At 46.7% G+C, this 21218-nt stretch carries 21 protein-coding genes; 6 read left to right on the forward strand and 15 right to left on the reverse strand.

Annotated features, from left to right (window positions below):
• The first annotated feature begins 72 nt into the window (after positions 1-72).
• The gene (locus AOC19_RS08800; RefSeq protein ID WP_215376146.1) at positions 73-522 is read left to right on the forward strand and encodes a PhaM family polyhydroxyalkanoate granule multifunctional regulatory protein; all 450 of its coding nucleotides are present in this window, start codon (positions 73-75) and stop codon (positions 520-522) included.
• Here the strand turns inward: AOC19_RS08800 and AOC19_RS08805 are convergent.
• On the reverse strand, positions 434-1519 hold the full coding sequence (locus AOC19_RS08805; protein ID WP_215376149.1) for an MBL fold metallo-hydrolase: 1086 nt from the start codon (positions 1517-1519) through the stop codon (positions 434-436). The two genes, AOC19_RS08800 and AOC19_RS08805, sit on opposite strands and share 89 nt — an antisense overlap.
• A 22-nt stretch (positions 1520-1541) precedes the next feature.
• On the opposite strand from AOC19_RS08805, the gene AOC19_RS08810 reads away from it, so the two are divergent.
• Entirely contained in the window at positions 1542-1718 is a 177-nt protein-coding gene (locus tag AOC19_RS08810; protein WP_215376152.1) for a DUF1289 domain-containing protein, read from the forward strand.
• A 14-nt stretch (positions 1719-1732) separates the two neighbouring features.
• On the opposite strand, the gene acuI is transcribed toward AOC19_RS08810, so the two are convergent.
• On the reverse strand, positions 1733-2716 hold the full coding sequence (gene acuI, locus AOC19_RS08815; protein ID WP_215376155.1) for an acrylyl-CoA reductase (NADPH): 984 nt from the start codon (positions 2714-2716) through the stop codon (positions 1733-1735).
• A gap of 87 nt (positions 2717-2803) precedes the next feature.
• Here acuI and AOC19_RS08820 point away from each other — a divergent pair, with 87 nt between their 5' ends.
• The 3 genes from AOC19_RS08820 to AOC19_RS08830 are packed head-to-tail and all read left to right on the forward strand — an operon-like array spanning position 2804 to position 4306.
• Positions 2804-3106, forward strand: a complete 303-nt coding sequence (locus tag AOC19_RS08820) for a hypothetical protein (RefSeq protein ID WP_215376158.1) — start codon at positions 2804-2806, stop codon at positions 3104-3106.
• A gap of 26 nt (positions 3107-3132) precedes the next feature.
• The gene (locus AOC19_RS08825) at positions 3133-3621 is read left to right on the forward strand and encodes a flavin reductase family protein (protein WP_215376161.1); all 489 of its coding nucleotides are present in this window, start codon (positions 3133-3135) and stop codon (positions 3619-3621) included.
• A 22-nt stretch (positions 3622-3643) separates the two neighbouring features.
• The gene (locus tag AOC19_RS08830; protein ID WP_215376164.1) at positions 3644-4306 is read left to right on the forward strand and encodes a glutathione S-transferase family protein; all 663 of its coding nucleotides are present in this window, start codon (positions 3644-3646) and stop codon (positions 4304-4306) included.
• A 67-nt stretch (positions 4307-4373) separates the two neighbouring features.
• On the opposite strand, the gene AOC19_RS08835 is transcribed toward AOC19_RS08830, so the two are convergent.
• The 11 genes from AOC19_RS08835 to AOC19_RS08885 form a co-directional block, all read right to left on the reverse strand.
• On the reverse strand, positions 4374-7409 hold the full coding sequence (locus AOC19_RS08835; protein WP_215376167.1) for an efflux RND transporter permease subunit: 3036 nt from the start codon (positions 7407-7409) through the stop codon (positions 4374-4376).
• 7 nt (positions 7410-7416) lie between these two features.
• Positions 7417-8556 (reverse strand): efflux RND transporter periplasmic adaptor subunit, encoded by a 1140-nt coding sequence (locus tag AOC19_RS08840; protein ID WP_215378271.1) that lies wholly within the window; start codon positions 8554-8556, stop codon positions 7417-7419.
• Between the two features lie 169 nt (positions 8557-8725).
• The gene (locus tag AOC19_RS08845) at positions 8726-10273 is read right to left on the reverse strand and encodes an efflux transporter outer membrane subunit (RefSeq protein ID WP_251368022.1); all 1548 of its coding nucleotides are present in this window, start codon (positions 10271-10273) and stop codon (positions 8726-8728) included.
• Positions 10274-10404: 131 nt separating this feature from the next.
• Positions 10405-11268: a pirin family protein gene (locus AOC19_RS08850; protein WP_215378278.1), complete on the reverse strand. Its 864-nt coding sequence runs from the start codon at positions 11266-11268 to the stop codon at positions 10405-10407.
• Between the two features lie 30 nt (positions 11269-11298).
• Positions 11299-11856, reverse strand: coding sequence for a flavodoxin family protein (locus AOC19_RS08855; protein ID WP_215376170.1), 558 nt, complete (start codon positions 11854-11856; stop codon positions 11299-11301).
• A 2-nt stretch (positions 11857-11858) separates the two neighbouring features.
• Entirely contained in the window at positions 11859-12281 is a 423-nt protein-coding gene (locus AOC19_RS08860; RefSeq protein ID WP_215376172.1) for a MarR family winged helix-turn-helix transcriptional regulator, read from the reverse strand.
• 157 nt (positions 12282-12438) lie between these two features.
• A complete protein-coding gene (gene glmS, locus AOC19_RS08865; RefSeq protein WP_215376175.1) occupies positions 12439-14271 on the reverse strand; it encodes a glutamine--fructose-6-phosphate transaminase (isomerizing) in 1833 nt (610 codons plus the stop codon).
• Complete coding sequence (gene glmU, locus AOC19_RS08870; RefSeq protein WP_215376178.1) at positions 14271-15746, reverse strand: bifunctional UDP-N-acetylglucosamine diphosphorylase/glucosamine-1-phosphate N-acetyltransferase GlmU; 1476 nt, start codon at positions 15744-15746, stop codon at positions 14271-14273. The genes glmS and glmU overlap by 1 nt, the downstream gene beginning before the upstream one ends.
• Positions 15743-16651, reverse strand: coding sequence for a tRNA 2-thiocytidine(32) synthetase TtcA (ttcA, locus tag AOC19_RS08875; protein ID WP_215376181.1), 909 nt, complete (start codon positions 16649-16651; stop codon positions 15743-15745). The genes glmU and ttcA overlap by 4 nt, the downstream gene beginning before the upstream one ends.
• 26 nt (positions 16652-16677) lie before the next feature.
• Positions 16678-17073: a dihydroneopterin aldolase gene (locus AOC19_RS08880; RefSeq protein ID WP_215376184.1), complete on the reverse strand. Its 396-nt coding sequence runs from the start codon at positions 17071-17073 to the stop codon at positions 16678-16680.
• A gap of 43 nt (positions 17074-17116) precedes the next feature.
• Positions 17117-17938: an SDR family oxidoreductase gene (locus AOC19_RS08885; protein ID WP_251368023.1), complete on the reverse strand. Its 822-nt coding sequence runs from the start codon at positions 17936-17938 to the stop codon at positions 17117-17119.
• A gap of 85 nt (positions 17939-18023) precedes the next feature.
• On the opposite strand from AOC19_RS08885, the gene AOC19_RS08890 reads away from it, so the two are divergent.
• Positions 18024-19151: a class I SAM-dependent methyltransferase gene (locus AOC19_RS08890; protein ID WP_251368024.1), complete on the forward strand. Its 1128-nt coding sequence runs from the start codon at positions 18024-18026 to the stop codon at positions 19149-19151.
• A gap of 3 nt (positions 19152-19154) precedes the next feature.
• On the opposite strand, the gene AOC19_RS08895 is transcribed toward AOC19_RS08890, so the two are convergent.
• Both AOC19_RS08895 and AOC19_RS08900 read right to left on the reverse strand, forming a co-directional pair.
• Entirely contained in the window at positions 19155-20294 is a 1140-nt protein-coding gene (locus AOC19_RS08895; protein ID WP_215376189.1) for a polynucleotide adenylyltransferase, read from the reverse strand.
• 4 nt (positions 20295-20298) lie between these two features.
• Positions 20299-21207 carry a complex I NDUFA9 subunit family protein gene (locus AOC19_RS08900; protein WP_215376192.1) on the reverse strand — a complete coding sequence of 303 codons (909 nt, stop codon included), beginning with the start codon at positions 21205-21207 and terminating at the stop codon, positions 20299-20301.
• Positions 21208-21218: the final 11 nt, after the last annotated feature.

The following is a 21218-nucleotide window of genomic DNA, read 5'->3' on the forward strand; positions in this document are numbered from 1 at the left end:
ACCGGGATTAATCTCTAGAATCTCTTATTGTATTGGCAATAAGCCACTTTTATCTGACCCGGAGCCCGCCCTATGTTTGGAACTATCCCTGAATTCAATCAAAGCCTTGAAATGATGAAAACCATGTGGGGTCAGGGAGCAGGCGGATCGACACCAGGTCAATTCCCTTTCACTACAGACGCCTCTAAGGCTGCTGGGGGGTTTGGCTCCGCATTTCCAGGGCTAGACACAGATGAGCTTGAAAAGCGCATCAAAGACCTCAAAAGCGTTGAAAACTGGCTAAACCTCAACCTCAATGTCTTGAAGTCGACGATTCAGGGCCTAGAGGTGCAACATGCCACCATGATGGCCCTCAAATCTTTTGGTGATGCCGTTTCAGCCACTGCAGCCGCTGCTACCAGTGGAGCTGCCGAAGACTCCGGAACAAAAGCTGCTAAACCACGCAAAACCGCAACACGCCGTCGTCGCAAAGCTGGCGACTCAACCTTCCTCGACGAAGTAGGTAATTCAGATGGGCAATAGCCTCACCCATGGCAAATGTCATTTGGTGAATATCTAATTCACGCTTAAATAAAACCGGCACTATCTCTCGAGCAGTTGCCGGTTTTTTACATGCCCCGAGCGTTTCTGCCAAGCGCTCATCATGGTGCAATTTCAACTGATCAATTCGCGGCTTCATCCCTGTAAATGGCTTGCCATGAGATGGGAGCACTAGAGTGTCATCAGGTAACGGCAAGTATCGATCTAAAGAGCTTAGATATAAACCGAGAGGGTCTGCATCAGGATCCGCATCGTAGACACTGACATTAGTGGAAATCCGCGGTAACAACATATCCCCAGAAATCAACACACCTAGATCTTTACAAAATAGCGAAGCATGTTCTGGAGCATGACCAAATCCCATAATCACTTGCCACTCGTGTCCACCAATCAATATCATTTCGCCATCGATGATGCGGCGGTACTGCCTTGGCACACCCGGAACCATGTTGCTGTAGTAGTTTGATCGCGCCCGAATTTTTTCTAAATCTTCAGGTGCAATGAGTCCATGTCTTTGAAAATGGTCTGCAGAACCACCCCCACCAGCACGCGCACCAACTGCAGCGCCACCTTCCTTATGACTGAGCCATTGCGCAGTTAAATAATCCGTCATGGAAATCCAAAGTGGTGCATTCCATTTTTCACAAAGCCACTGAGAGAGTCCCACGTGGTCTGGATGCATATGGGTCACGATCACCCGTAATACCAGCAAGCCCTCTAGCTGAGTGGCAAAGATCTGCTCCCAAGCCGCTCTAGTCTCTTCATTGGCAATCCCACAATCCACGATGGTCCAACCCTGAGTGCCTTCAAACTCATCACGTAGCAGCCATAAATTGATGTGATCCAAAGCAAACGGTAGACGCATCCGCAACCAACGCACGCCTGGAGCAAGCTCCATCGAACTTCCCACTTCCGGCAAAGCATCGGCTAAGGGATAATGAATAGCACTAAGATCACTGGATTGGTTTTTAGTATTCATCTTTTTCTATTTTAGGTTTGCTTTGACAACAGTTCCATCACCTTGCATCAACTGGTGCGACATCAACCCTGAGAATGGTTTTTGCCGTGGCTGCTATCGCACGCTATCGGAGATTGCAAACTGGTCTGAACTTGCTAACTCTGAAAAACTTGAGGTCTGGGAAAAACTAGAGGCACGTAAACCTCAAGCGCCACAGTAAGCATTATTCATTGCTTATTTATTGACATCCACAATTAAGCGGCCGCGTACATTGCCCGCCATCAGCTCTGACGCATATTTAATGGAATCTTCCAAACTAATTTCGTGAGAGATTTCTTCTAAGGTTTTAAGGTCCACCAGCTTACTCAATTGCTCATAAGCAGCAATACGTTTTGCTTTAGGCACTGTCACGCTATTAATGCCATACAAAGTCACGCCACGCAAAATGAATGGCGCAACAGTCGAGGGAAAATCCATTCCCTGAGCTAGTCCGCAAGCAGCAACTGCACCGTCGCTTTTGGTTTGTGCACAGGCATTAGCCAAGGTGTGACTACCAACGCTATCGACGACTGCCGCCCAACGCTCTTTAGCCAAAGGCTTGCCAGGAGCTGACAATGCGGCGCGATCGATCACTTCGCTTGCGCCCAATTTCTTCAAATAATCCGCCTCAGACATGCGTCCAGTGCTGGCAACAACGGTAAAGCCCAATTTGCTTAATAGGGTAATGGCGAAACTTCCCACCCCACCAGCAGCACCAGTCACCAATACTTCGCCATCACTCGGCTTCAAGCCATGCTTTTGTAAAGCCATCACACACAGCATTGCTGTGTAACCTGCAGTACCAATCGCCAAGGCTTGCTTAGCAGTAAAACCTTTTGGTAGCGGAATGAGCCACTCTGACTTCACACGTGCTTGCTGCGCCAAACCACCCCAATGCCCCTCTCCAACGCCCCAACCATTGAGCAGCACCATATCGCCCACCTTAAATTCTGGGCTAGCGCTCTCTAACACCTCGCCTGCAAAATCAATCCCCGGAACCATCGGAAAGCTGCGCACTACCGGCCCTTTGCCGGTAATTGCCAAACCATCTTTGTAATTCAGCGTGGAATAGAGCACCTTCACCCTGACATCACCATCAGGCAAGCTAGCTTCATCAACCTGAGAAAGCTCAGCCCGATAACCTTGATCGTCTTTATTTACCAAAATAGCCTTAAACATGTCTCTTCCTTTTAAATACGCCGCATTCCCCGCAGCAAGTGCCTAATAGGTTTATCCTAACGAGCATTGCTGATTATGGAGGTGTCCATGAAAAAAATTCTACTATTAACTACGATTTCTGGCTTAGCGCTAGCTGGATGCTCCTCAAGCCAAATTAATATGTCCATGGGCAATATGCGCCTCATTACCTCCAGCGCAGCACCACAAGATGTCATGAATTTTGCTAATACAGCCTGTAAGAATGATTTCTACCAAGGTGCCAGCTTTCTGTCTAAGGCAGGCAAGGAATATCGTTTCAAATGCGTTAAAGCAGAAGAAAATGAAATCCTAACCCCGATTCCTGGCACCAGCATTCCTTCTGATGCGCCAACTCCAGCTGCAACAAAATAAACAAATTACTTAATAGATAAAGCAAGATGACCCCATTCACCTCCCAAGAGCTGCGCAAAGGCTTTTCCTCTTTTGCGACAGGGGTCACAGTCATTACTTGCCTCGATCCCGACCAGAACGCACACGGCATCACGATCAGCTCTTTCAATACCGTTTCATTAGAGCCACCACTCATTTTGTGGAGCCTCAAAAAACATTCACGTTTAATGCCCCACTTTGAGGTAGGTCACAAACAACTTATTCATGTCTTAGAGCGTTCGCAGGAAGCGATGGCGATGCACTTTGCAACCGTTAAAGAAAATCAGTTCATTAACATTCCGCATCAAATTGCAGCTAGTGGCCTCACTCAAATCGATGGATGCTGTGCTTACTTTGAATGCGAGACTGTATCAGTGCATACCGGCGGCGACCACAACATCATTGTTGCCAAAGTGATCAACCTAAAACACACACCAGAAAGTCACCCCCTCATATTTGCACACAGCAAATTTATGGGGCTAGATACACCCCTTTAAATACAACTAAATAGGAGTTCTCATGATGCGTTTGTGGGGAAGAAAAACTTCAATCAATGTCCAGAAGGTGTTGTGGTGCCTGGCAGAGTTAGGGCTAGAGGAGGGCAAAGATTTCGAGCGCATAGATGCCGGCCTTCATTTTGGCAAGAATCGCACTCCTGAATTCTTAGCGCTTAATCCCAATGGTTTGGTTCCAACCCTACAAGATGGTGATCTTGTGCTTTGGGAATCTAATACCATTTTGCGCTATCTGGTTCGCCAGTACGATCAGTCAAAACGATTCACAAGTGATATTGCTACCCACTATCGATCAGAGAAGTGGATGGACTGGCAGTTGAGTACCATGTGGCCACCACTAAGAGTTGCGCTACTTGGACTCACTCGCACTCCGGAAGCAGATCGTAACTACGAATTAATTCAAAAGTCTTACCAAGAGGCAGATTCTTTGCTTGCCTTACTTGATCAGCATTTAGCAATGCACTCCTACTGCTCTGGTGAGCAATTCAATATTGGAGATATTCCATTAGCCTTATGTGTCAGTCGATGGGTATTACTGCACCAAACCTTTCCTGAAAAAACTGGGCCACGTTCACAATTAAGCAATATTGATGCATGGATGAAACGCATAGAAGCAAAAACCAAATACAGCGTTGTAGCTGAAAAAGAACTCAATATTGTTAAATAAGATCAGAGTTCAATAAGAAAAGGGTGAACTCAGTTCACCCTTTTTCTTTATCGCCATAACAAGCAGATTACTGTTGCTTGAATTTTTTCTGATGGTGATCAGCGCCAATAAATAAATACATGGCAGGCACTACAAAGAGCGTGAACAAGGTGCCAATCGATAGGCCAGTAAAAATCACGATGCCCATAGATTGACGGCCAGCTGCACCTGCGCCAGAGGCAATCACCAAAGGCACTACGCCTAATACCATGGCGGCAGTGGTCATCAAGATTGGGCGTAGACGCACGCTACTCGCTTCTACGATGGCATCTAACTTGCTACGACCAGCTTCTTGTAACTCATTAGCAAATTCCACAATCAAAATACCGTGCTTACTAATTAATCCCATCAGTGTGACCAGTCCAACCTGGGTATACACATTCAAGGTGGTGAATCCTAAATTAATAAAGATCAAGGCTCCAAATAAGGCGAGCGGCACTGAAACCAAAATCACGATCGGATCGCGGAAGCTTTCAAATTGCGCCGCTAAGACCAAGAACACAATCAAGATCGCAAAGAACATCGTCACCAAGAAACCGCCAGACTCTGCCATGAACTGACGGGATGGACCGGCGTAATCCATGGTGTAACCATTGGGTGCCACTTCTTTTAAAGTTTGACGCATGAACTCCAGCAGGTCTGCCTGAGAAATAAACGGCGTACTTACACCAGAGATGGTTGCAGAGTTGAGCTGCTGAAAGTGATTAATAGATTGTGGAACTACTTTTTGCTTAATTGTTGCAATCGTACGCGCCTGAATCATCTGCCCACTTGGAGTGCGTATGTAGTAATCCAAGATCTGATCAGGGTTGAGGCGATCCACTTGCTTCACTTGCGGGATCACCCGATAGGAGCGGCCGGCAACAGAGAAGTAATTCACAAAGCCACCACCCAAGGCCGCGGAGAGTGCGCTACCTACTTGCTGTTGAGTCATGCCCAGCGCAGCGACTTTCTCACGATCGATTTCTAATACGTCTTGTGGCTTGTCAATCTTCAAGTCTGAGTCTACGAAGAAGAAGTTGCCACTACGACGCGCTTTATCGAGTACCGCTTGAGACACTTCATTCAGCTGCTCATAAGACTCAGTAGTATTGATCACTACCTGAACAGGCAAGCCCTGTGCGCCTGGCAAAGCTGGGAATTGGAAGGCGGCTACTCGAGCGCCGGCAATCGCATTCCACTTACTCTGCATATCCTCTTGAAACTTGGTGGCGTTGCGACTACGTTGATCCCAGTCTTTTAGCAATACGCCACCAAAGCTACTAGTGGGGCTGGTGATCTGGAACATCTGCTCATACTCTGGCTCTGCTGCTGAGATTTGATAAATCTGATCAGCGTAGGTCTGCATCTGATTGACGGTACTGTTCGGTGGGCCTGAGGCCTGCATCAGCACAATGCCCTGATCTTCTGTTGGCGCTAATTCAGAGTGGGCAGTAGCGTAGAGATAAGCAACCCCACCCAATAAAATGACACCCATCACGATGATCACTTGCCAGGTACTCAAGAGCTCACGCAAGGTTGTTTGATAGCTGTGGTGGACCTTTTCAAATATGCGGTCAATCTTTTGCACAAATGATGAGGCTTCTTGCTCTTCAGTAAAGATGCGGGAACACATCATTGGAGAAAGCGTCAAGGCAATCAATCCTGATACCGCGACTGCACTAGCTAAAGTAAAGGCAAATTCCGTAAAGAGTGCGCCAGTTAATCCGCCTTGGAAGCCAATTGGGATATATACCGCGATCAATACAATGGTCATCGCCAAAATAGGACCGCCCAGCTCACGCGCAGCGATTAAGGAAGCTTCTAACGGAGACTTGCCTTCCTTCATATGACGGTCAACGTTCTCAACCACAATAATGGCGTCATCGACGACTAAGCCAATCGCCAGCACGAGGGCAAGTAATGTCAGCAAGTTAATGGAGTAGCCTAGGACCTGCATTAAGAAGAATGTCCCGATTAAAGAGAGTGGCATCGCAATCACAGGCACAGCAACCGCACGCGCACTTCCTAGGAAGAGATAGATCACCACCGTCACAATCAATAGTGCCTCTAGAAGAGTTGCAACTACCTCATCAATCGAAGTTGTAATAAATTTAGTCGAGTCGTAAACCACCTTGCCCGACATGCCAGTGGGTAACTGCTTCTGAATATCTGGCACCACGGCGCGGACACGCTCAGCTACATCGAGTAAGTTAGCTTGAGGCGCTACCTTAATAGCAATAAATACTGAGCGCTTGCCACTAAATGCGACATTCGTGTTGTAGTCCTCGGAGCCCATGGTCACAGTAGCCACTTGGTCAAGGTACACAATATTGATGCCGTCTTTCTTGACGACCAGTTTACGGAACTCATCAAGTGTATGGAGATCAGTGCCTGCCACCAAATCCACAGCAACCATATCCCCTTTAGTGCTACCTACTGCGGATAAATAGTTATTGGCTGCCATAGCACTGTAGACGTCATCCGCACCCACACCAAGCCCTGCCATCTTCTCGCGATCAAGCCAAGCGCGCAGAGCAAATTTTCTGCCACCAGTAATTTCAGCATTCTGAACACCGTCCACAGAATCTAGCTTTGGCTTCACTACCCGTAACAAGTAATCGGTAATCGCATTATTCGGAATGTCATCGCTATAAAAGCCCATATACATTGCCGCAGTGGACTGGCCAATTTGCACAGTCAATATAGGCTGCTGAGCTTGGGGTGGCAGTTGATTCTTCACCGAACTAATCTGGGTCTGAATCTGCGTTAATGCAGCATTGGAGTCGTAATTGAGCTTGAGAGTTGCGGTGATAGTCGATAGGCCGCTCACACTCATCGAAGACAAATAGTCGATACCTTGAGCCTGTGCAATCGCCGTCTCTAGTGGCTGCGTAATAAACCCTGCAATCGTCTCTGGGTCAGCGCCATAGTAAGCGGTTGTAATCGTAACGATCGCATTTTGAGTTTGTGGATACTGATTAACTGGCAAAGATCCAACTGCCCTTAAACCAAATACCAAGACGAGTGCACTCACTACCAGCGAGAGTACCGGCCTACGAATAAATATGTCAGTCCAATTCATCTAGGACTTATTCCTGTGGCTGTGGGTTTGGTGAATTCGATGGCAACACCTTGTTATTCACAATCAGTGGTGTGCCATTCTTCAACTTAAGCTGGCCACTAGTTACAACTGTGTCCCCCTCTTCAACCCCTTTGAGAATCGCCACTTGATCCCCACGCGTTAAACCAGTGGTTACAAAGACTTGTTGCGCCTCAAGCGCAGGCTTACCCTGCTTATCCTTTTTGCCGGTTGGCTTAGCAATAAAGACTGTCGATCCATATGGGTTATAAGTTACGGCAGTTTGAGGTAGCGTCAGCAACTTCACTTCATCGCCCAACTTAATATTCACATTGGCAAACATGCCGGGCAAAATCTTTTTATCTGGATTAGCCAGCTGAGCCTCAATCTGAATATTGCGGGTATTAGTATCTACTTTAGGACTCACAGCAGTAACCTTGCCAGTAAAGCTTGAGCCCTTAAATGCATCGGTCGTCACTACAATTTCTTGTCCGACCTGAATCTGCTCCGCATTACTTTGCGGAAGATTAAAGTCCACAAAAATAGGATCTAGGGTTTGGAGGGTAAGCAACTTATCGCCCGGGTTAACAAACTGTCCAGGGTTGATCATCACAATACCAACACGACCACTGAAGGGGGCTTTTAGATTCTTCTTGGCCACTAAAGCGGTTTGCTGTTCTACCTGAGCCTGCTTAGATTTGGCATCTGCTTTACTAGTATCAAATACGTTCTTACTAATAGCCTGAATCTCTAACTGTTGTCTATCACGCTCATTTATTACCTTAGCCAAATCTGCCAATGCTTTTAAAGAATTGAGTTGCGCAACATCAGAGGCGTCATTCAATTTAATGAGCAAGTCACCCTCTTTCACATCCATGCCGGATTTAATGGGTACGTTTTGCACTAGGCCACCAATTTCAGTGCTGAGCTCAACGCCTCTAAATGCACGCACATTACCAACACTAGATAACTTAGGTTGCCATGCTGTTGTTTCCACCACCATCGTCGAAACCGTTGCTGGAGGTAAACCCATGCCAGCAATGAAATGCTTAATCATGAAAGTCTTGAGTTGATTGAATCCAAATATCAAGCCCAATAACAAAAATACGCCACACAACATAATTGTCATGCGTCGACCCAAAGGCGTCATGGATTGCAGCCTGGCATTGGCCTTACTGCGGATGAAGCGTTCGCGCAAACGTACCCAGAACCCTTTTACCTTTTCCCAAAGTGCAATGAGCTTCTCGCGAAGTTTCCACTCGACAGCCTTCGCACACATCCAAGTCCACAAGGCAAGTACTGCCGCAGTTACCTTGGTTTTAATTGTTTCCAGAAGTTTCATTTTGATCTTTGTTCGCTATGGCTTTTGGTTGAAAGGCTGGGCCGGTGCGATTCCACCAACCACCACCCAATGCTGCAAATAAGGCTGCTGTGTCAGAGAATCGAGTTGCTTGTGCAGAAACGGATTTGACTTTAGCAATTTGGTATTGATTTTGATAATAGAGAACGGCCAAGTAGCTGGCGGTGCCCAGCTTATATTGCTGCTGGACCAACTCTAGCGTTTCATAAGCATAGCGCTCTGCATCCGATGCAGACTTCAATGCCTGAGCTCCGGTCTCTAAGGCACGCAGAGAATCTGCCACTTCTTGAAATGCTTTGAGCACAGTCGCTTGATATTGAAAAACTGCTTGTTCGTAATTGGCCATGGCGCCACGGCGTTGCGCTAATAGCTGCCCACCCTGAAAGAGTGGCTGAAAGATCCCCCCAGCAATCGACCATAGCGTCGCGTTTGGCCCAAAGAGGGCTGCACTAGTTAGGGCTGCAGAGCCAATTGCGCCAGTAATATTAAATTGCGGCAATAAATTAGCAGTGGCTACTCCCACCAAAGCATTGGTAGCCTTGAGTTGTGCCTCTGCTGCACGCACATCCGGACGCTGGCGCACCAAGCTTGATGGCACGGAGAGTGGTAGCTTCTCTGGCAAATGCAAAGACTTCAAGTCGAACTGGGTGATGTTGGCATTACTGGGCAACTCACCAACCAATACCGCTAATTGATTTCGTGCAAATGATAGATTGCGTTCGTAAGTAAATAAATCTACTTGCGAGTTAGAAACTAAAGTTCTTTGTGATGTCACATCCACTCGAGAAACTGTACCAATCACCAATTGCTTCTCTGTTACTTCAGCCAAATTCGTTTGCGCCTTCAGAATTTCTTCTGTGGCCTGCATCTGCGCACGTAAAGCAGCTTCACGTACAGCACTGGTCACAATATTCGCCGTCAGGGAAAGGTATGCACCTTCTAGCTGAAACTGTGCAATCTCCGCTTGCGCTCTCGCACCTTCAACTGCGCGGCGAGCACCACCAAATACATCGAGCTTGTAGGTAACGTTTACAGAAGCGTTGTAGAGGTTGTAGGTATCAGAACCATACGGTAAGCCATAAATACCGGCTGGCTGTAACTGCCGAGAGGTACCACCATTCAAACCAATCGCCGGAAAGTACTGCCCACCAATTTGTGCGCTGACATTTTCTTGGCTGGCACGTAGCGCAGCATCAGCTGCCCCTAAATTGGGATTTTGCTGCAAGGCTTTTTTAATGAGTACATCGAGCTCTGGAGATTTAAATAACTCCCACCATTGAGCCTCAATATCGGCGCCCTCAATAAACTCTTGATCTGTTCCGCCGGGCACACCAGGTGCAGTGGCTAACTTCTGTGAGAGAGTCTTCTCTGTATATCTTGATGTATTTGGAGCATCAGGTTGTTTGAAGTCTGGACCCACCGCGCATGCAGAAAGGAATCCCGCAAAAACAAGCGGAAGCCAACGCAAACTAGAGAAATCTTTGGAGCCGAGCATGAGTTGTGACAAATATCCTTTTCTTCACTTGCTATTAGAACACAGTTTTACCAGTGATTTTTTGTAACATATTGATTTAATTGGTTATTTTCTTGTACACAGCCAAACAAAGAAGTCAAATGGAATTTTGATGCTGTTGATTTTTAATGGGCAATTCTTCCAAAGCTGCCGCTATTGAAATCCTGCATTGCCTGAGCAATCTCTTCCTTGGTGTTCATGACAAATGGACCGTACCCAACGATGGGCTCATTAATCGGCTCACCACTCAACAGCAAGGCAATCGAGTCCTCGAGCACATTGACTTGAATATCTTGACCCTGGTTACTAAACATCAGCATCTGAGCGTCTTTAGCCACTGCACCTTCACCTGCTTCAATAGCGCCCTTCAGCACCACTAGAGAAGTATTCCAGCCCTCAGGCACAGGAATGCTTGTTGAGCCCTTCTTCAACTTGAGGTCAATGACATTCATAGGGGTAAAGGTATGCGCAGGCCCCTCATGACCATCAAACGTCCCAGCAATGATGCGCGCTTTTCCTGCACCATTATTCAAATCAATTTCTGGAATCTGCTTGTCCAAAATGGCTTGGTAGCCTGGCTCAGTCATTTTGAGTTTTGCGGGGAGATTTACCCACAATTGCACCATTTCTAAAGTTCCACCATTTTTGGCAAAGTCTTCAGAATGAAACTCTTCATGCAAGATGCCAGAACCAGCAGTCATCCACTGCACATCGCCGGGACCAATCACTCCGCCTTGACCTGTGGAATCCTTGTGAGCCACTTCGCCTTCATACACAATGGTGACCGTTTCAAAACCGCGATGAGGATGTGAGCCCACACCCTTACGATCTGTTGTTGAGGGGAACTGTGCTGGACCCGCATAATCCAACATTAAGAATGGACTCATTTGCTTTCCCAGATCTTGATAGAAGAACAAGGTACGCACTGGAAAGCCATCGCCCACCCAATGACCTCGATCATTACCTTGTATGCCAATGAGTTTTTTCATCATCCCCCCAATTTTTCAGAAAATAAATTCTTACTTTGCTTTTAGTTCGCCAGCAATCTTTGCAATACGCTCGCCATAGAGACGTGCAGTTTCTAAGTCGCCCACATTCACTTCATCAGCACTTGCATCTGAAGGTGTTTGCATCATTGCGCCAGCAGATGAACCAACATAGTTCACATCATCACGCTTCGCTGCTTTCGAATTGGAGGGCATCAAACCAGTGCCCACCCAAACACCTGAATGCTGCATTGCTAGCGTAAAAAAGTAATGCAAGGTGGAATGCTTATCACCGTTCATCGTTGCAGAATTTGTGAAGCCGCCAAATACTTTATCTTTCCACTGCTGTGAAAACCATTGCTTAGAGCTAGCATCAGCGAACTTCTTAAACTGCCAGCTCACAGTACCCATGTAGGTTGGTGAGCCAAATACGATGGCATCAGCATTATTTAAAACTTCCCACTGTGCATCAGTGATATTGCCTTCAGCATCAATGGCTATCAATGTCCCATTTGCACCCTTAGCAAGGGCCTCAGCTTGTTTAACTGTGTGGCCATAACCACTATGAAATACAACGGCTACTTTAGTCATGATCATTTCCTTTGAAAAATTGTTTTAACTTCTTTTAACACCGTTACTGCTTGCTCTAATTCTTTCTTGCCGAGCTTCCCGAAAGCTTTGCCGAGATACTCAACATGCTCCGGAAATACTTTCTTAAATAACTTATCGCCCGATTTGGAGAGGGCAATCTTATAGCTTCGGCCATCGTCAGTATTCATCAACTTTTCTATCAGCCCTTTATCTTCTAGGCGCTCAAGAACGCCTGTCATGGTTCCCTTAGAGACCAGCGTCTTCTCGCCCAGCTCCTTGCAAGTCATTGGCGGCTGATTGCCCAAAGTCGCGACAATATCGAACTGGGTAATAGTTAAACCCATCTCTTTGATATGCACCGCAGAATAGCCCTCAAATGCCTGATATGCCTGAACCAACTCCTTAACAAGCGATAGGTGATTCATTTAGTTACCTCAATTTAGTCTGTATACGTACTATTTTAGTACTAGTTCGTACTAATTGCAAGGACTTACGAAATTTAAGGGCATAAATCCAGCGAATTCGCTTCCGCCTGGTTTAGTACGCCTACAAAAAGTTTAGGATGCATCCACCCCAGAGGAATTACTCGACCGTAACGCTCTTCGCGAGATTACGTGGCTTATCGACATCAGTGCCTAGGGCGCAGGCTGTGTGATACGCCAAGAGCTGTAATGGAACAACGTGCAGGATTGGGGATAGATTGCCATAGTGCTCAGGCAAGCGAATCACATTGATGCCTTCGCTACTAGCAATCTCAGTATCTTGGTCGGCAAAGACATATAACTTACCGCCTCGTGCCTTTACTTCCTGCATATTGGATTTGAGCTTCTCCAATAAATCATCCTTAGGCGCTACGGTAACAACTGGCATCTTTTCAGTAACGAGCGCAAGAGGACCATGCTTTAACTCACCAGCTGGGTAGGCCTCAGCATGAATGTACGAAATCTCTTTCAACTTAAGCGCGCCTTCAAGGGCAATTGGGTAATGCATACCGCGCCCGAGGAACAAAGCGTTTTCACATTTAGCAAATCCTGTACTCCAAGCCATGATCTGAGGCTCAAGTGCGAGTACTGCATGCAAGGCTTTTGGCAAATGGCGCAAGTCACGCAAGAGCTCTTTCTCTTGCTCAGGACTCACCTTGCCTGCGCGTTTAGCTAAGGAAACAGCCAACAGATAAAGCGCAACTAATTGAGTTGTAAATGCTTTAGTGGAGGCTACGCCAATCTCGGTACCAGCCTTGGTCAAGAAACTCCAATTTGTTTCGCGAACCATTGCACTGGAAGCCACGTTACAAATTGCGAGAGTGTATTGATGACCTAAGGACTGTGCGTGACGTAATGCCGCCAAAGTATCGGCAGTCTCGCCGGACTGAGAAACCACCACAATTAAGGTATTTGGATTAGGAACCGTGGTGCGATAACGATACTCACTGGCAATCTCAACTTGGGTCGGAATGCCAGCCAAATCCTCTAACCAGTATTTAGCAACACAGGCGGAGTAGTAGCTAGTACCGCAAGCTAAGATCAAAATTTGATCGAACTTTTTCCACTGCTCAGGATCGGCATGAAAGAGTTCCGGTCCAAAACTAGCAATATTGGCAAGCGTGTCACCAATTGCTCTGGGCTGCTCAAAAATTTCTTTTTGCATGTAATGCTGATAAGGGCCTAGATCGACTGAATCAGCCTGAGCAGGCATGGGCTTTTGCTCACGCTGTGCTGTCTTGCCCGCTTGATCAATGATCTCAACACTCTCCGCCTTGAGAATAGCAACATCACCCTCCTCGAGATACATCATCGAATGTGCGCGACCAGCCAAAGCTAGCGCATCAGATGCGAGGAAGTTTTCATTTTCACCAAGAGCTACTACCAGTGGAGAGCCAACGCGCGCCCCGACCAAAACATCTGGGCGATCCTGTGCAATCACACCAATTGCATAAGCACCATGAAGGCGCGGTAATACAGAACGAACTGATGCAACCAAATCCGCTTGATTGCTAGCTACATAAGCTTGATGAATTAAATGTGCAATCACTTCAGTATCCGTCTCTGAGGAAAATACATAACCTACAGATTTCAGCTCAGTGCGCAGTGATTCGTAGTTTTCAATAATGCCGTTATGAACAACAGCAATCAATCCACCAGAGATATGAGGATGTGCATTTTGTGTATCTGGCTTACCGTGAGTTGCCCAGCGTGTATGCGCAATTCCTAAGGTGCCATGAAAATCTTTGCCCTGCTCTGCCAACTCAGAAACACGGGCAGTGGTACGAGCGCGCTCAATCGGGTGCTTAGTATCATCACCGTTAATTACGGCAAAACCACAAGAATCATAGCCACGATATTCAAGGCGACGCAGGCCTTCGATCAATACCTCAACAATATTCTTGCGCGATGCTGCGCCAACAATTCCGCACATTATTTTTTAGCCTTCACGGATTTTTTGGCGGCTACTTTCTTTGTCGCTAACTGCTTATCAGCTACTTTCTTTTCCTTCTTTACTGGGCGTTGCCACTGTAAAGAGATTTGCTTAGCGCGCGACACGGTAAGTTGGTTAGGAGGCGCATCCTTAGTCAGAGTCGTGCCCGCACCCAATGTGGCGCCACGACCAACACGCACTGGGGCAACCAACTGAGTATCCGAACCAATGAATACATCGTCCTCAATAATGGTTTGGTGCTTATTCACACCATCGTAGTTACAAGTAATCGTACCTGCGCCGATATTAACTCTAGAGCCCACAATCGAATCACCCACATAGGCCAAGTGATTAGCTTTACTGTTAGCGGCAATCTTGCTGTTCTTCACTTCGACAAAGTTGCCAATATGGACATCATTGGACAAATCTGCGCCAGGTCGTAAACGTGCGTATGGCCCAATCAGAGAATTTGCCCCAACCTGAGCTCCGTCGATATGGCTGTATGGGTGAATGGTGACATTCTTACCAATCACGCTATTACGAATGATGCAGTACGGCCCTACTTTTGTGCCGGCGGCCAAAGTGACGCAACCTTCAAATACACAACCTACATCAATGAAGACATCAGTACCGCACTCCAGCGTTCCACGGATATCGATGCGTGCTGGATCGGTCAAAGAAACGCCAGCATCCATTAATACATTCGCTTGATTGAGCTGATGGACTCGCTCTAATGCCGCCAACTGATCACGACTGTTAACACCAACCGTCTCATATTCAGCATCGGCTTGCGCAGTGCGAATAGGCACACCATCCTTTACTGCCATCGCAATGACATCAGTTAAGTAGTATTCACCTTGAGCATTACTAGCCCGTAAAGCCTTCAACCATTTCTTCAGTGAGTTTGTTGGCAGCACCATAATGCCGGTATTGATTTCTTGAATACGCTTTTGCTCATGCGTTGCATCTTTTTCTTCAACAATCTCTTTTACGGAGCCATCGATATCTCGCACGATGCGACCGTAGCCCGTTGGATTACTCAAGTTTTGGGTTAGCAGCGCTAATGCAGAATCTTGGCCACGCACACCATCAGCCAATTTGGCCAATTTAGAGAGTGTTTTCTTACTTGTCAGAGGTACATCGCCATACAGAACCAAAGTAGGCTCATTCACATCGAGCTTAGGCAAGGCTTGTAATAAGGCGTGGCCTGTTCCCTTTTGCTCAGCCTGTAATGCAGTGCCCACTTTGCCAAATCGATAATCCTGCTCGTTAGCTATTTGAATAAATTCTTTAACATCGGCTGCGCCGTGACCAATAACAACGATGGGGCCAGTTTTAGCGCTCTTACCTTGTAAATCTAGGGCTGTATTGAGAACATGCTGGAGAAGGGGTTTCCCGGCCAAGGTTTGAAGAACCTTGGGTAATGCGGACTTCATCCGCTTTCCCTGCCCAGCAGCCAAAATAACGATGTTCATATGGAGGGATTATAAGACCCCTGAATGAGTGTTCCACAGGCTATTTCATCGATTTCAGTCTCGTCAATTGCCTTATCGCCAACCGATCTTGCGGCAATACCCGATAGCTCTGTAGAAATCTCCAGATTCTTGAAGTCAAAGGCCTCGCCATCCATTAAATGGGATGGCACGATGTGGTGCATTGAACGAAAGAGATTCTCGACGCGCCCTGGATGCTTCTTCTCCCACTCGCGCAACATCTCTTTCATGGCGCCACGCTGTAAATTAGGCTGACTGCCGCATAGATTGCACGGAATAATGGGGAAGTTCATATCAACCGCATAACGTTCAAGCAACTTTTCAGGAACATATGCGAGTGGACGAATCACAATATGCTTACCGTCATCTGATCGTAGCTTTGGCGGCATGCCTTTGAGCTTGCCTGCAAAGAACATATTCAGCATCAATGTTTCTAAGATGTCATCACGGTGGTGACCCAAGGCAATCTTTGTTGCACCCAGCTCGTCTGCCACGCGATACAAAATTCCACGACGCAAACGAGAGCAAAGACCGCAGGTAGTTTTACCTTCTGGAATGACACGCTTGACGATGCTATAGGTATCTTGGTTTTCAATATGGTATTGAACACCCAAAGCTTTTAAATAGTTCGGCAAAATCTCTGCCGGGAAGCCTGGTTGCTTCTGATCCAAATTGACAGCAACGATTTCAAAATCAATTGGGGCGCGCTCGCGAAGCTTCAGAAGAATATCGAGCATGGCGTAACTATCTTTACCGCCTGACAAGCAAACCATCACCTTGTCACCATCCTCGATCATGCCAAAGTCTCCGATCGCTTGACCAACCAAACGACAGAGCTTTTTCTCTAGCTTGTTTTCTTCGAAGACTACTTTACGGATATCACTCATAGCTGCTAAATTTTTCTGGATTCTCTTTAAACCTGCTTCATCCGAAATACTTCAACACCAACGGAGTGGCAATCTGGATAGACATCGGGCTTAGCTGTACTAACACGAGCAGCAATGACCTTGGGATGCAAGAGCATCGCGGCAACGATGTCATCGCAGAAAGTTTCTTGCAGATGAATATGGCCCTGGGAAGACCGTGCCTTAATGGTTTCACGCATGAAGTCGTAATCTACAACCTCCTCCAATAAGTCTTTAGAAGGGGTATTCATTTCCAAAGGAATATAAAGATCTACGTTCAAAATAACGCGTTGCTCTGCCTTCTTCTCAAAATCATGAACACCAATATTGATATAGATTTCATAGTCACGCAGAAATAAGCGGCGGCAATCAGCAAGGGCTGGATGAGAAAGAATGGCATGCATAATTTTTATGAACTCTTTTTAATTTTTATTCTGTATTAAATTCTTAATTTGTTTTAAACATCACATCGCGTGATGATGGCAGCAGATGTTGTCCACCATCTACATATAGTGTTGTGCCTGTAATCGCATTCGAGTTAGCCAAAAATACAGCTGCTAATGCAATATCACTAGGTGTTGATGACTTTCCTAGTGGCGTCATCTGATGTGCTTTAGTAAACCCAGCTTCGGTTTGGTCACCTGAAGTTAGCGTAATGCCAGGAGCCAAACCAATTACCCGTAAGTGCGGAGCGAAATCTACCGCCAGTACCTCAACTGAAGTGAGGAGTGCTGCTTTAGATAATGTATAAGACAAATAATCTGGATTGAGATTAATTAATTTTTGATCGAGCAGCTGAATCACTGAGGGGATAGATAAATCAGCCTCGCCTGCTTTCTTTGTTTGACTCTTTTGATACTTAAACATTAACTGGGCCAGCAGTATGGGTGCGGCCAAATTAACTTGCATGTGGTCTTGCAAACTTTTGTCGCTAAGCGGGGTATCTGAATTGGCGCGATCATATTCAAAGATTGAAGCGCTATTTACGAGACACTCGAGGTTTTGAAACTCAGCAACAACAGTGCCAAACAGAGAATGAATTTCTGCTTCGCTAGCGAGGTCAGCCTTAAATGCCACAGCCCTTCGCCCCAGTTTCTGAATTTCGGCTACGGTGGCCTTGGCATCGGACTCCGAACGGCCATAATGAACTGCCACATCCCAGCCCTGACGAGCAAATTCCAAGGCAATTTCCCGACCAAGACGCTTGGCAGCGCCGGTCACTAAAACCGCTTTATTTTGCTGAGGTGATGGGTTTGAACTCAAGTTCACTTAAATTCTCTTAGACTAGCGAGCTATGGATATTACCTTGACCAGCCTTGAAACGGCTCATACCGAGCTTCTTAGCCAAAAAATAATGGCTGAAATCGCCTCTAAAGGCGGCTGGATCCCCTTTTCAAGGTATATGGAAATGGCTCTGTATGAGCCTGGAATGGGCTATTACAGTGCTGGGGCTCATAAATTGGGTGCTGGCGGTGATTTCACAACCGCACCTGAGCTCTCCCCCTTATTTGGCGCAGCTATTGTAGAAACGCTTTTACCGATTCTGGAGGGCCTCCAAGCCCAAGGGCTGCCTACCCAGATTCTGGAGTTTGGCGCTGGCACCGGAAAATTGGCTGAATCCATTCTCACCCGCCTGCACGATCTTGAGTTCTCCTTGGATCACTACGACATCATCGAGATATCACCAGACCTAGCTCAAAGACAAGAGGAGCGCCTCAAGCAACTTATCCAGAAACTAGGCCTATCTACTAAATGTAATTGGTTAAGTGCTTTGCCTAGCAACTTCAAGGGCATCATTCTGGCCAACGAGGTAATTGATGCCATCCCTTGTGATGCCATCATTTTTCAAAATGGCTTTTGGTATCAACAAGGAGTCGTTGTAGTAGATGGCAAGCTTACTTGGTCAGTAGGACAACCCCTTGAGCAGTCACTGCTTCCAGAGACTTTGCTCACCGGAGACTTTTCTGAAGGCTACGCTACTGAATTGCATGCCCCAGCAAATGCTTGGATGCGCCAAGTAGCCAAGCATCTTGATACCGGACTCTTCCTCACTTTTGATTATGGATTTCCGGAGAGTGAGTATTACCATGCACAACGCCTAGAAGGCACACTCATGGCACATCATCGCCATCATGCCATTCAAGATCCGTTTCACCTTCCGGGGCTATGTGATTTAACGACACATGTGGAATGGTCGCAGATTGCACGCAGTGCACTCCAAGAAGAAGTTGATGATGTCTATCTCAGCAATCAGGCAAGTTACTTACTAGATGCAGGCATTGGCGATATTGCACTAGAAGTTGGAGATCCCAGCAATCCAGAAACTTTCTTACCAATCTCCAATGCGTTACAAAAACTATTATCTGAAGCGGAGATGGGTGAGCTCTTTAAAGTCTTTGCGTTCTCAAAGAAACTAGCTGACGTATTGCCAGACCATGTCCTAGAAGACTTACCTGGCCTTCGAGGCAGAAATCGGTTGTAGTAGTTAAATGCTTACGGCTGCGGTAATAGCCAAGAGCCTCGCAGCATCTACCGCACAGCGAATGCTTTCCCCGTTGGACCGGTCTTCTGCGGGAATGCCTCCAATAATTTTTGCTGTGTCGAGTGCCTGAGAATTTTGCATTGCCAATATTAAAGCGCTCACGCTGAAACCAATACGTTCAGCTAAATCTAACAATGCATGCCCACGATCCGGCTTACGCCATACATCAGCTCGATTAAACCAAGCCAGTACATCAGCAGGCTGAAATACACCATTTTTAATCTTTGCCGTATTTTCAATGAGCAAATGGAGCTCACTAAATATTTCACTGAAATCCCGCACTTCATTTGGCATCTTGACGCACTCTGCCCATGAGCGAATTTCACTAGCAGGCAAATGCATGAGTGTTACGGCGCAGCGATCTTCAAGACGGCTAGCTGCTGCATGCAAATAGGTGATAAGTTGCTCGCGGAACTCTTCTTTAGCTATAAGGGATGTCAGTGTTGACGGCAGCAGCACTTTGGCTGCATCAGCATCCAGCAAAACCTGAAACATCCGCATAGGCTTAGTAGCAGTAAAGCCTCTAGCTAACTCCTGCCAGATTCTCTCAGCCGAGAGTGCTGATAATTCATTGGACTGAACGATGGCCTGTAAAGCATCCATGGTTTCGGACGCCACCGTGAATTCAGGAAAGCGCGCTGCAAAACGGGCGATACGCAAGAGACGTAAGGGATCTTCAGCAAACGCATCAGACACATGACGAAATACCTTAGCCGCCAAATCTTGCTGGCCGTTATAGGGATCCAAAATAGGTCCCACCCATTTACCATCAGCACCCACCTCTTGAGCCATTGCATTGATAGTCAGATCGCGACGCTCTAAGTCCTGCTCTAGCGTGACAGTCGGGTCAGCATAAAACATGAAGCCTTTATAACCCTTGCCCGTTTTACGCTCGGTGCGCGCTAAGGCATATTCAGCTTGGGTCTCTGGATGCAAGAACACTGGAAAATCTTTTCCCACCGGACGATAGCCCTGGGCAATCATTTCTTCTACGCTAGAACCAACCACCACATAATCGATGTCATGCACCGGCAAACCCATCAGGGTATCCCGAATAGCGCCACCGACTGCATAGATCTTCATCGACTTATTTCATGCCTTCTAAGGTGCGACGACTAATGCCAAAAACTTTAGTCAAGGCATCTACGCCATTCAGCGGCAAGATATTTGGCAACTGCATTGAGGCAATATTGTCGCGTGACATTAAAGTGGGGACAGGCAGAAATTCGAAAGCCAAAGCCTGGAGATAACCAACGAAATCTGGCACAGGAATAATGGCGCATTTTGTATTTACCTTGCGCGCAGCAAATTCCACAATCTCTTTCATGGTGTAAACCGTCGGCCCCACTAAATCATAAGACTGATGAATAGTTGATGGCATTTTTAGAGCCTTGGTAAAGGCAGTTGCCACATCATCTACGCTCACCGGCTGGAACTGTGCTCCAGAGTTAGCTAGCGGCATTGCTGGAAATAATTTTGTTAACTTGGAAAATAAATTAATAAATTGATCTTGAGAACCAAAAATGACTGAGGGTCTAAAAATAGTCCAATCGAGGTTGCTAGCTTTTACAGCAGCCTCTCCATCACCCTTGCTGCGCTGATACATCGATGGGCCATTCGAATCCGCGCCTAATGCACTCATGTGCAGGTAACGCTTGAGACCATGCAATTGCATCGCAGTCATGATGCTCTTTGGGAGCTCGACGTGAGCTGCTGAAAATACCTTGCCATAAGGCTGAGCAGGCTTGTCATGCAACACGCCAACTAAATTAATGACTGCACCACCAGGCTTAATTCGTGAGCAAAGCTCTTGCAAAGAATCAAACTCATGCACATCAGCATCTTCTAAGTGCACTTTCGGCAACATACGCAATTCACGTGCAGATGCTAAATGTCTAGTGGGTAGCAAAACGGAACAGCCCTCTGCTTGCAATTGAGCAGCTAAGACTCTACCTACAAAACCGTTACCACCAATTAGCAGAATGTCATATTTCATAAAACTCCAAT

Source organism: Polynucleobacter asymbioticus (assembly GCF_018687575.1).
Classification (GTDB): domain Bacteria; phylum Pseudomonadota; class Gammaproteobacteria; order Burkholderiales; family Burkholderiaceae; genus Polynucleobacter; species Polynucleobacter asymbioticus_C.

What these genes read in the sequence shown, in the direction of transcription:
- AOC19_RS08880 (WP_215376184.1), bottom strand. Translation starts at nt 17,073, where the DNA reads ATGCATGCCATTCTTTCTCATCCAGCCCTTGCTGATTGCCGCCGCTTA.
- AOC19_RS08800 (WP_215376146.1), top strand. Translation starts at nt 73, where the DNA reads ATGTTTGGAACTATCCCTGAATTCAATCAAAGCCTTGAAATGATGAAA.
- AOC19_RS08805 (WP_215376149.1), bottom strand. Translation starts at nt 1,519, where the DNA reads ATGAATACTAAAAACCAATCCAGTGATCTTAGTGCTATTCATTATCCC.
- AOC19_RS08900 (WP_215376192.1), bottom strand. Translation starts at nt 21,207, where the DNA reads ATGAAATATGACATTCTGCTAATTGGTGGTAACGGTTTTGTAGGTAGA.
- AOC19_RS08825 (WP_215376161.1), top strand. Translation starts at nt 3,133, where the DNA reads ATGACCCCATTCACCTCCCAAGAGCTGCGCAAAGGCTTTTCCTCTTTT.
- glmU (WP_215376178.1), bottom strand. Translation starts at nt 15,746, where the DNA reads ATGAACATCGTTATTTTGGCTGCTGGGCAGGGAAAGCGGATGAAGTCC.
- ttcA (WP_215376181.1), bottom strand. Translation starts at nt 16,651, where the DNA reads ATGAGTGATATCCGTAAAGTAGTCTTCGAAGAAAACAAGCTAGAGAAA.
- AOC19_RS08850 (WP_215378278.1), bottom strand. Translation starts at nt 11,268, where the DNA reads ATGAAAAAACTCATTGGCATACAAGGTAATGATCGAGGTCATTGGGTG.
- glmS (WP_215376175.1), bottom strand. Translation starts at nt 14,271, where the DNA reads ATGTGCGGAATTGTTGGCGCAGCATCGCGCAAGAATATTGTTGAGGTA.
- AOC19_RS08820 (WP_215376158.1), top strand. Translation starts at nt 2,804, where the DNA reads ATGAAAAAAATTCTACTATTAACTACGATTTCTGGCTTAGCGCTAGCT.
- AOC19_RS08840 (WP_215378271.1), bottom strand. Translation starts at nt 8,556, where the DNA reads ATGACGCCTTTGGGTCGACGCATGACAATTATGTTGTGTGGCGTATTT.
- AOC19_RS08890 (WP_251368024.1), top strand. Translation starts at nt 18,024, where the DNA reads ATGGCTGAAATCGCCTCTAAAGGCGGCTGGATCCCCTTTTCAAGGTAT.
- AOC19_RS08855 (WP_215376170.1), bottom strand. Translation starts at nt 11,856, where the DNA reads ATGACTAAAGTAGCCGTTGTATTTCATAGTGGTTATGGCCACACAGTT.
- AOC19_RS08895 (WP_215376189.1), bottom strand. Translation starts at nt 20,294, where the DNA reads ATGAAGATCTATGCAGTCGGTGGCGCTATTCGGGATACCCTGATGGGT.
- AOC19_RS08830 (WP_215376164.1), top strand. Translation starts at nt 3,644, where the DNA reads ATGATGCGTTTGTGGGGAAGAAAAACTTCAATCAATGTCCAGAAGGTG.
- acuI (WP_215376155.1), bottom strand. Translation starts at nt 2,716, where the DNA reads ATGTTTAAGGCTATTTTGGTAAATAAAGACGATCAAGGTTATCGGGCT.
- AOC19_RS08860 (WP_215376172.1), bottom strand. Translation starts at nt 12,281, where the DNA reads ATGAATCACCTATCGCTTGTTAAGGAGTTGGTTCAGGCATATCAGGCA.
- AOC19_RS08835 (WP_215376167.1), bottom strand. Translation starts at nt 7,409, where the DNA reads ATGAATTGGACTGACATATTTATTCGTAGGCCGGTACTCTCGCTGGTA.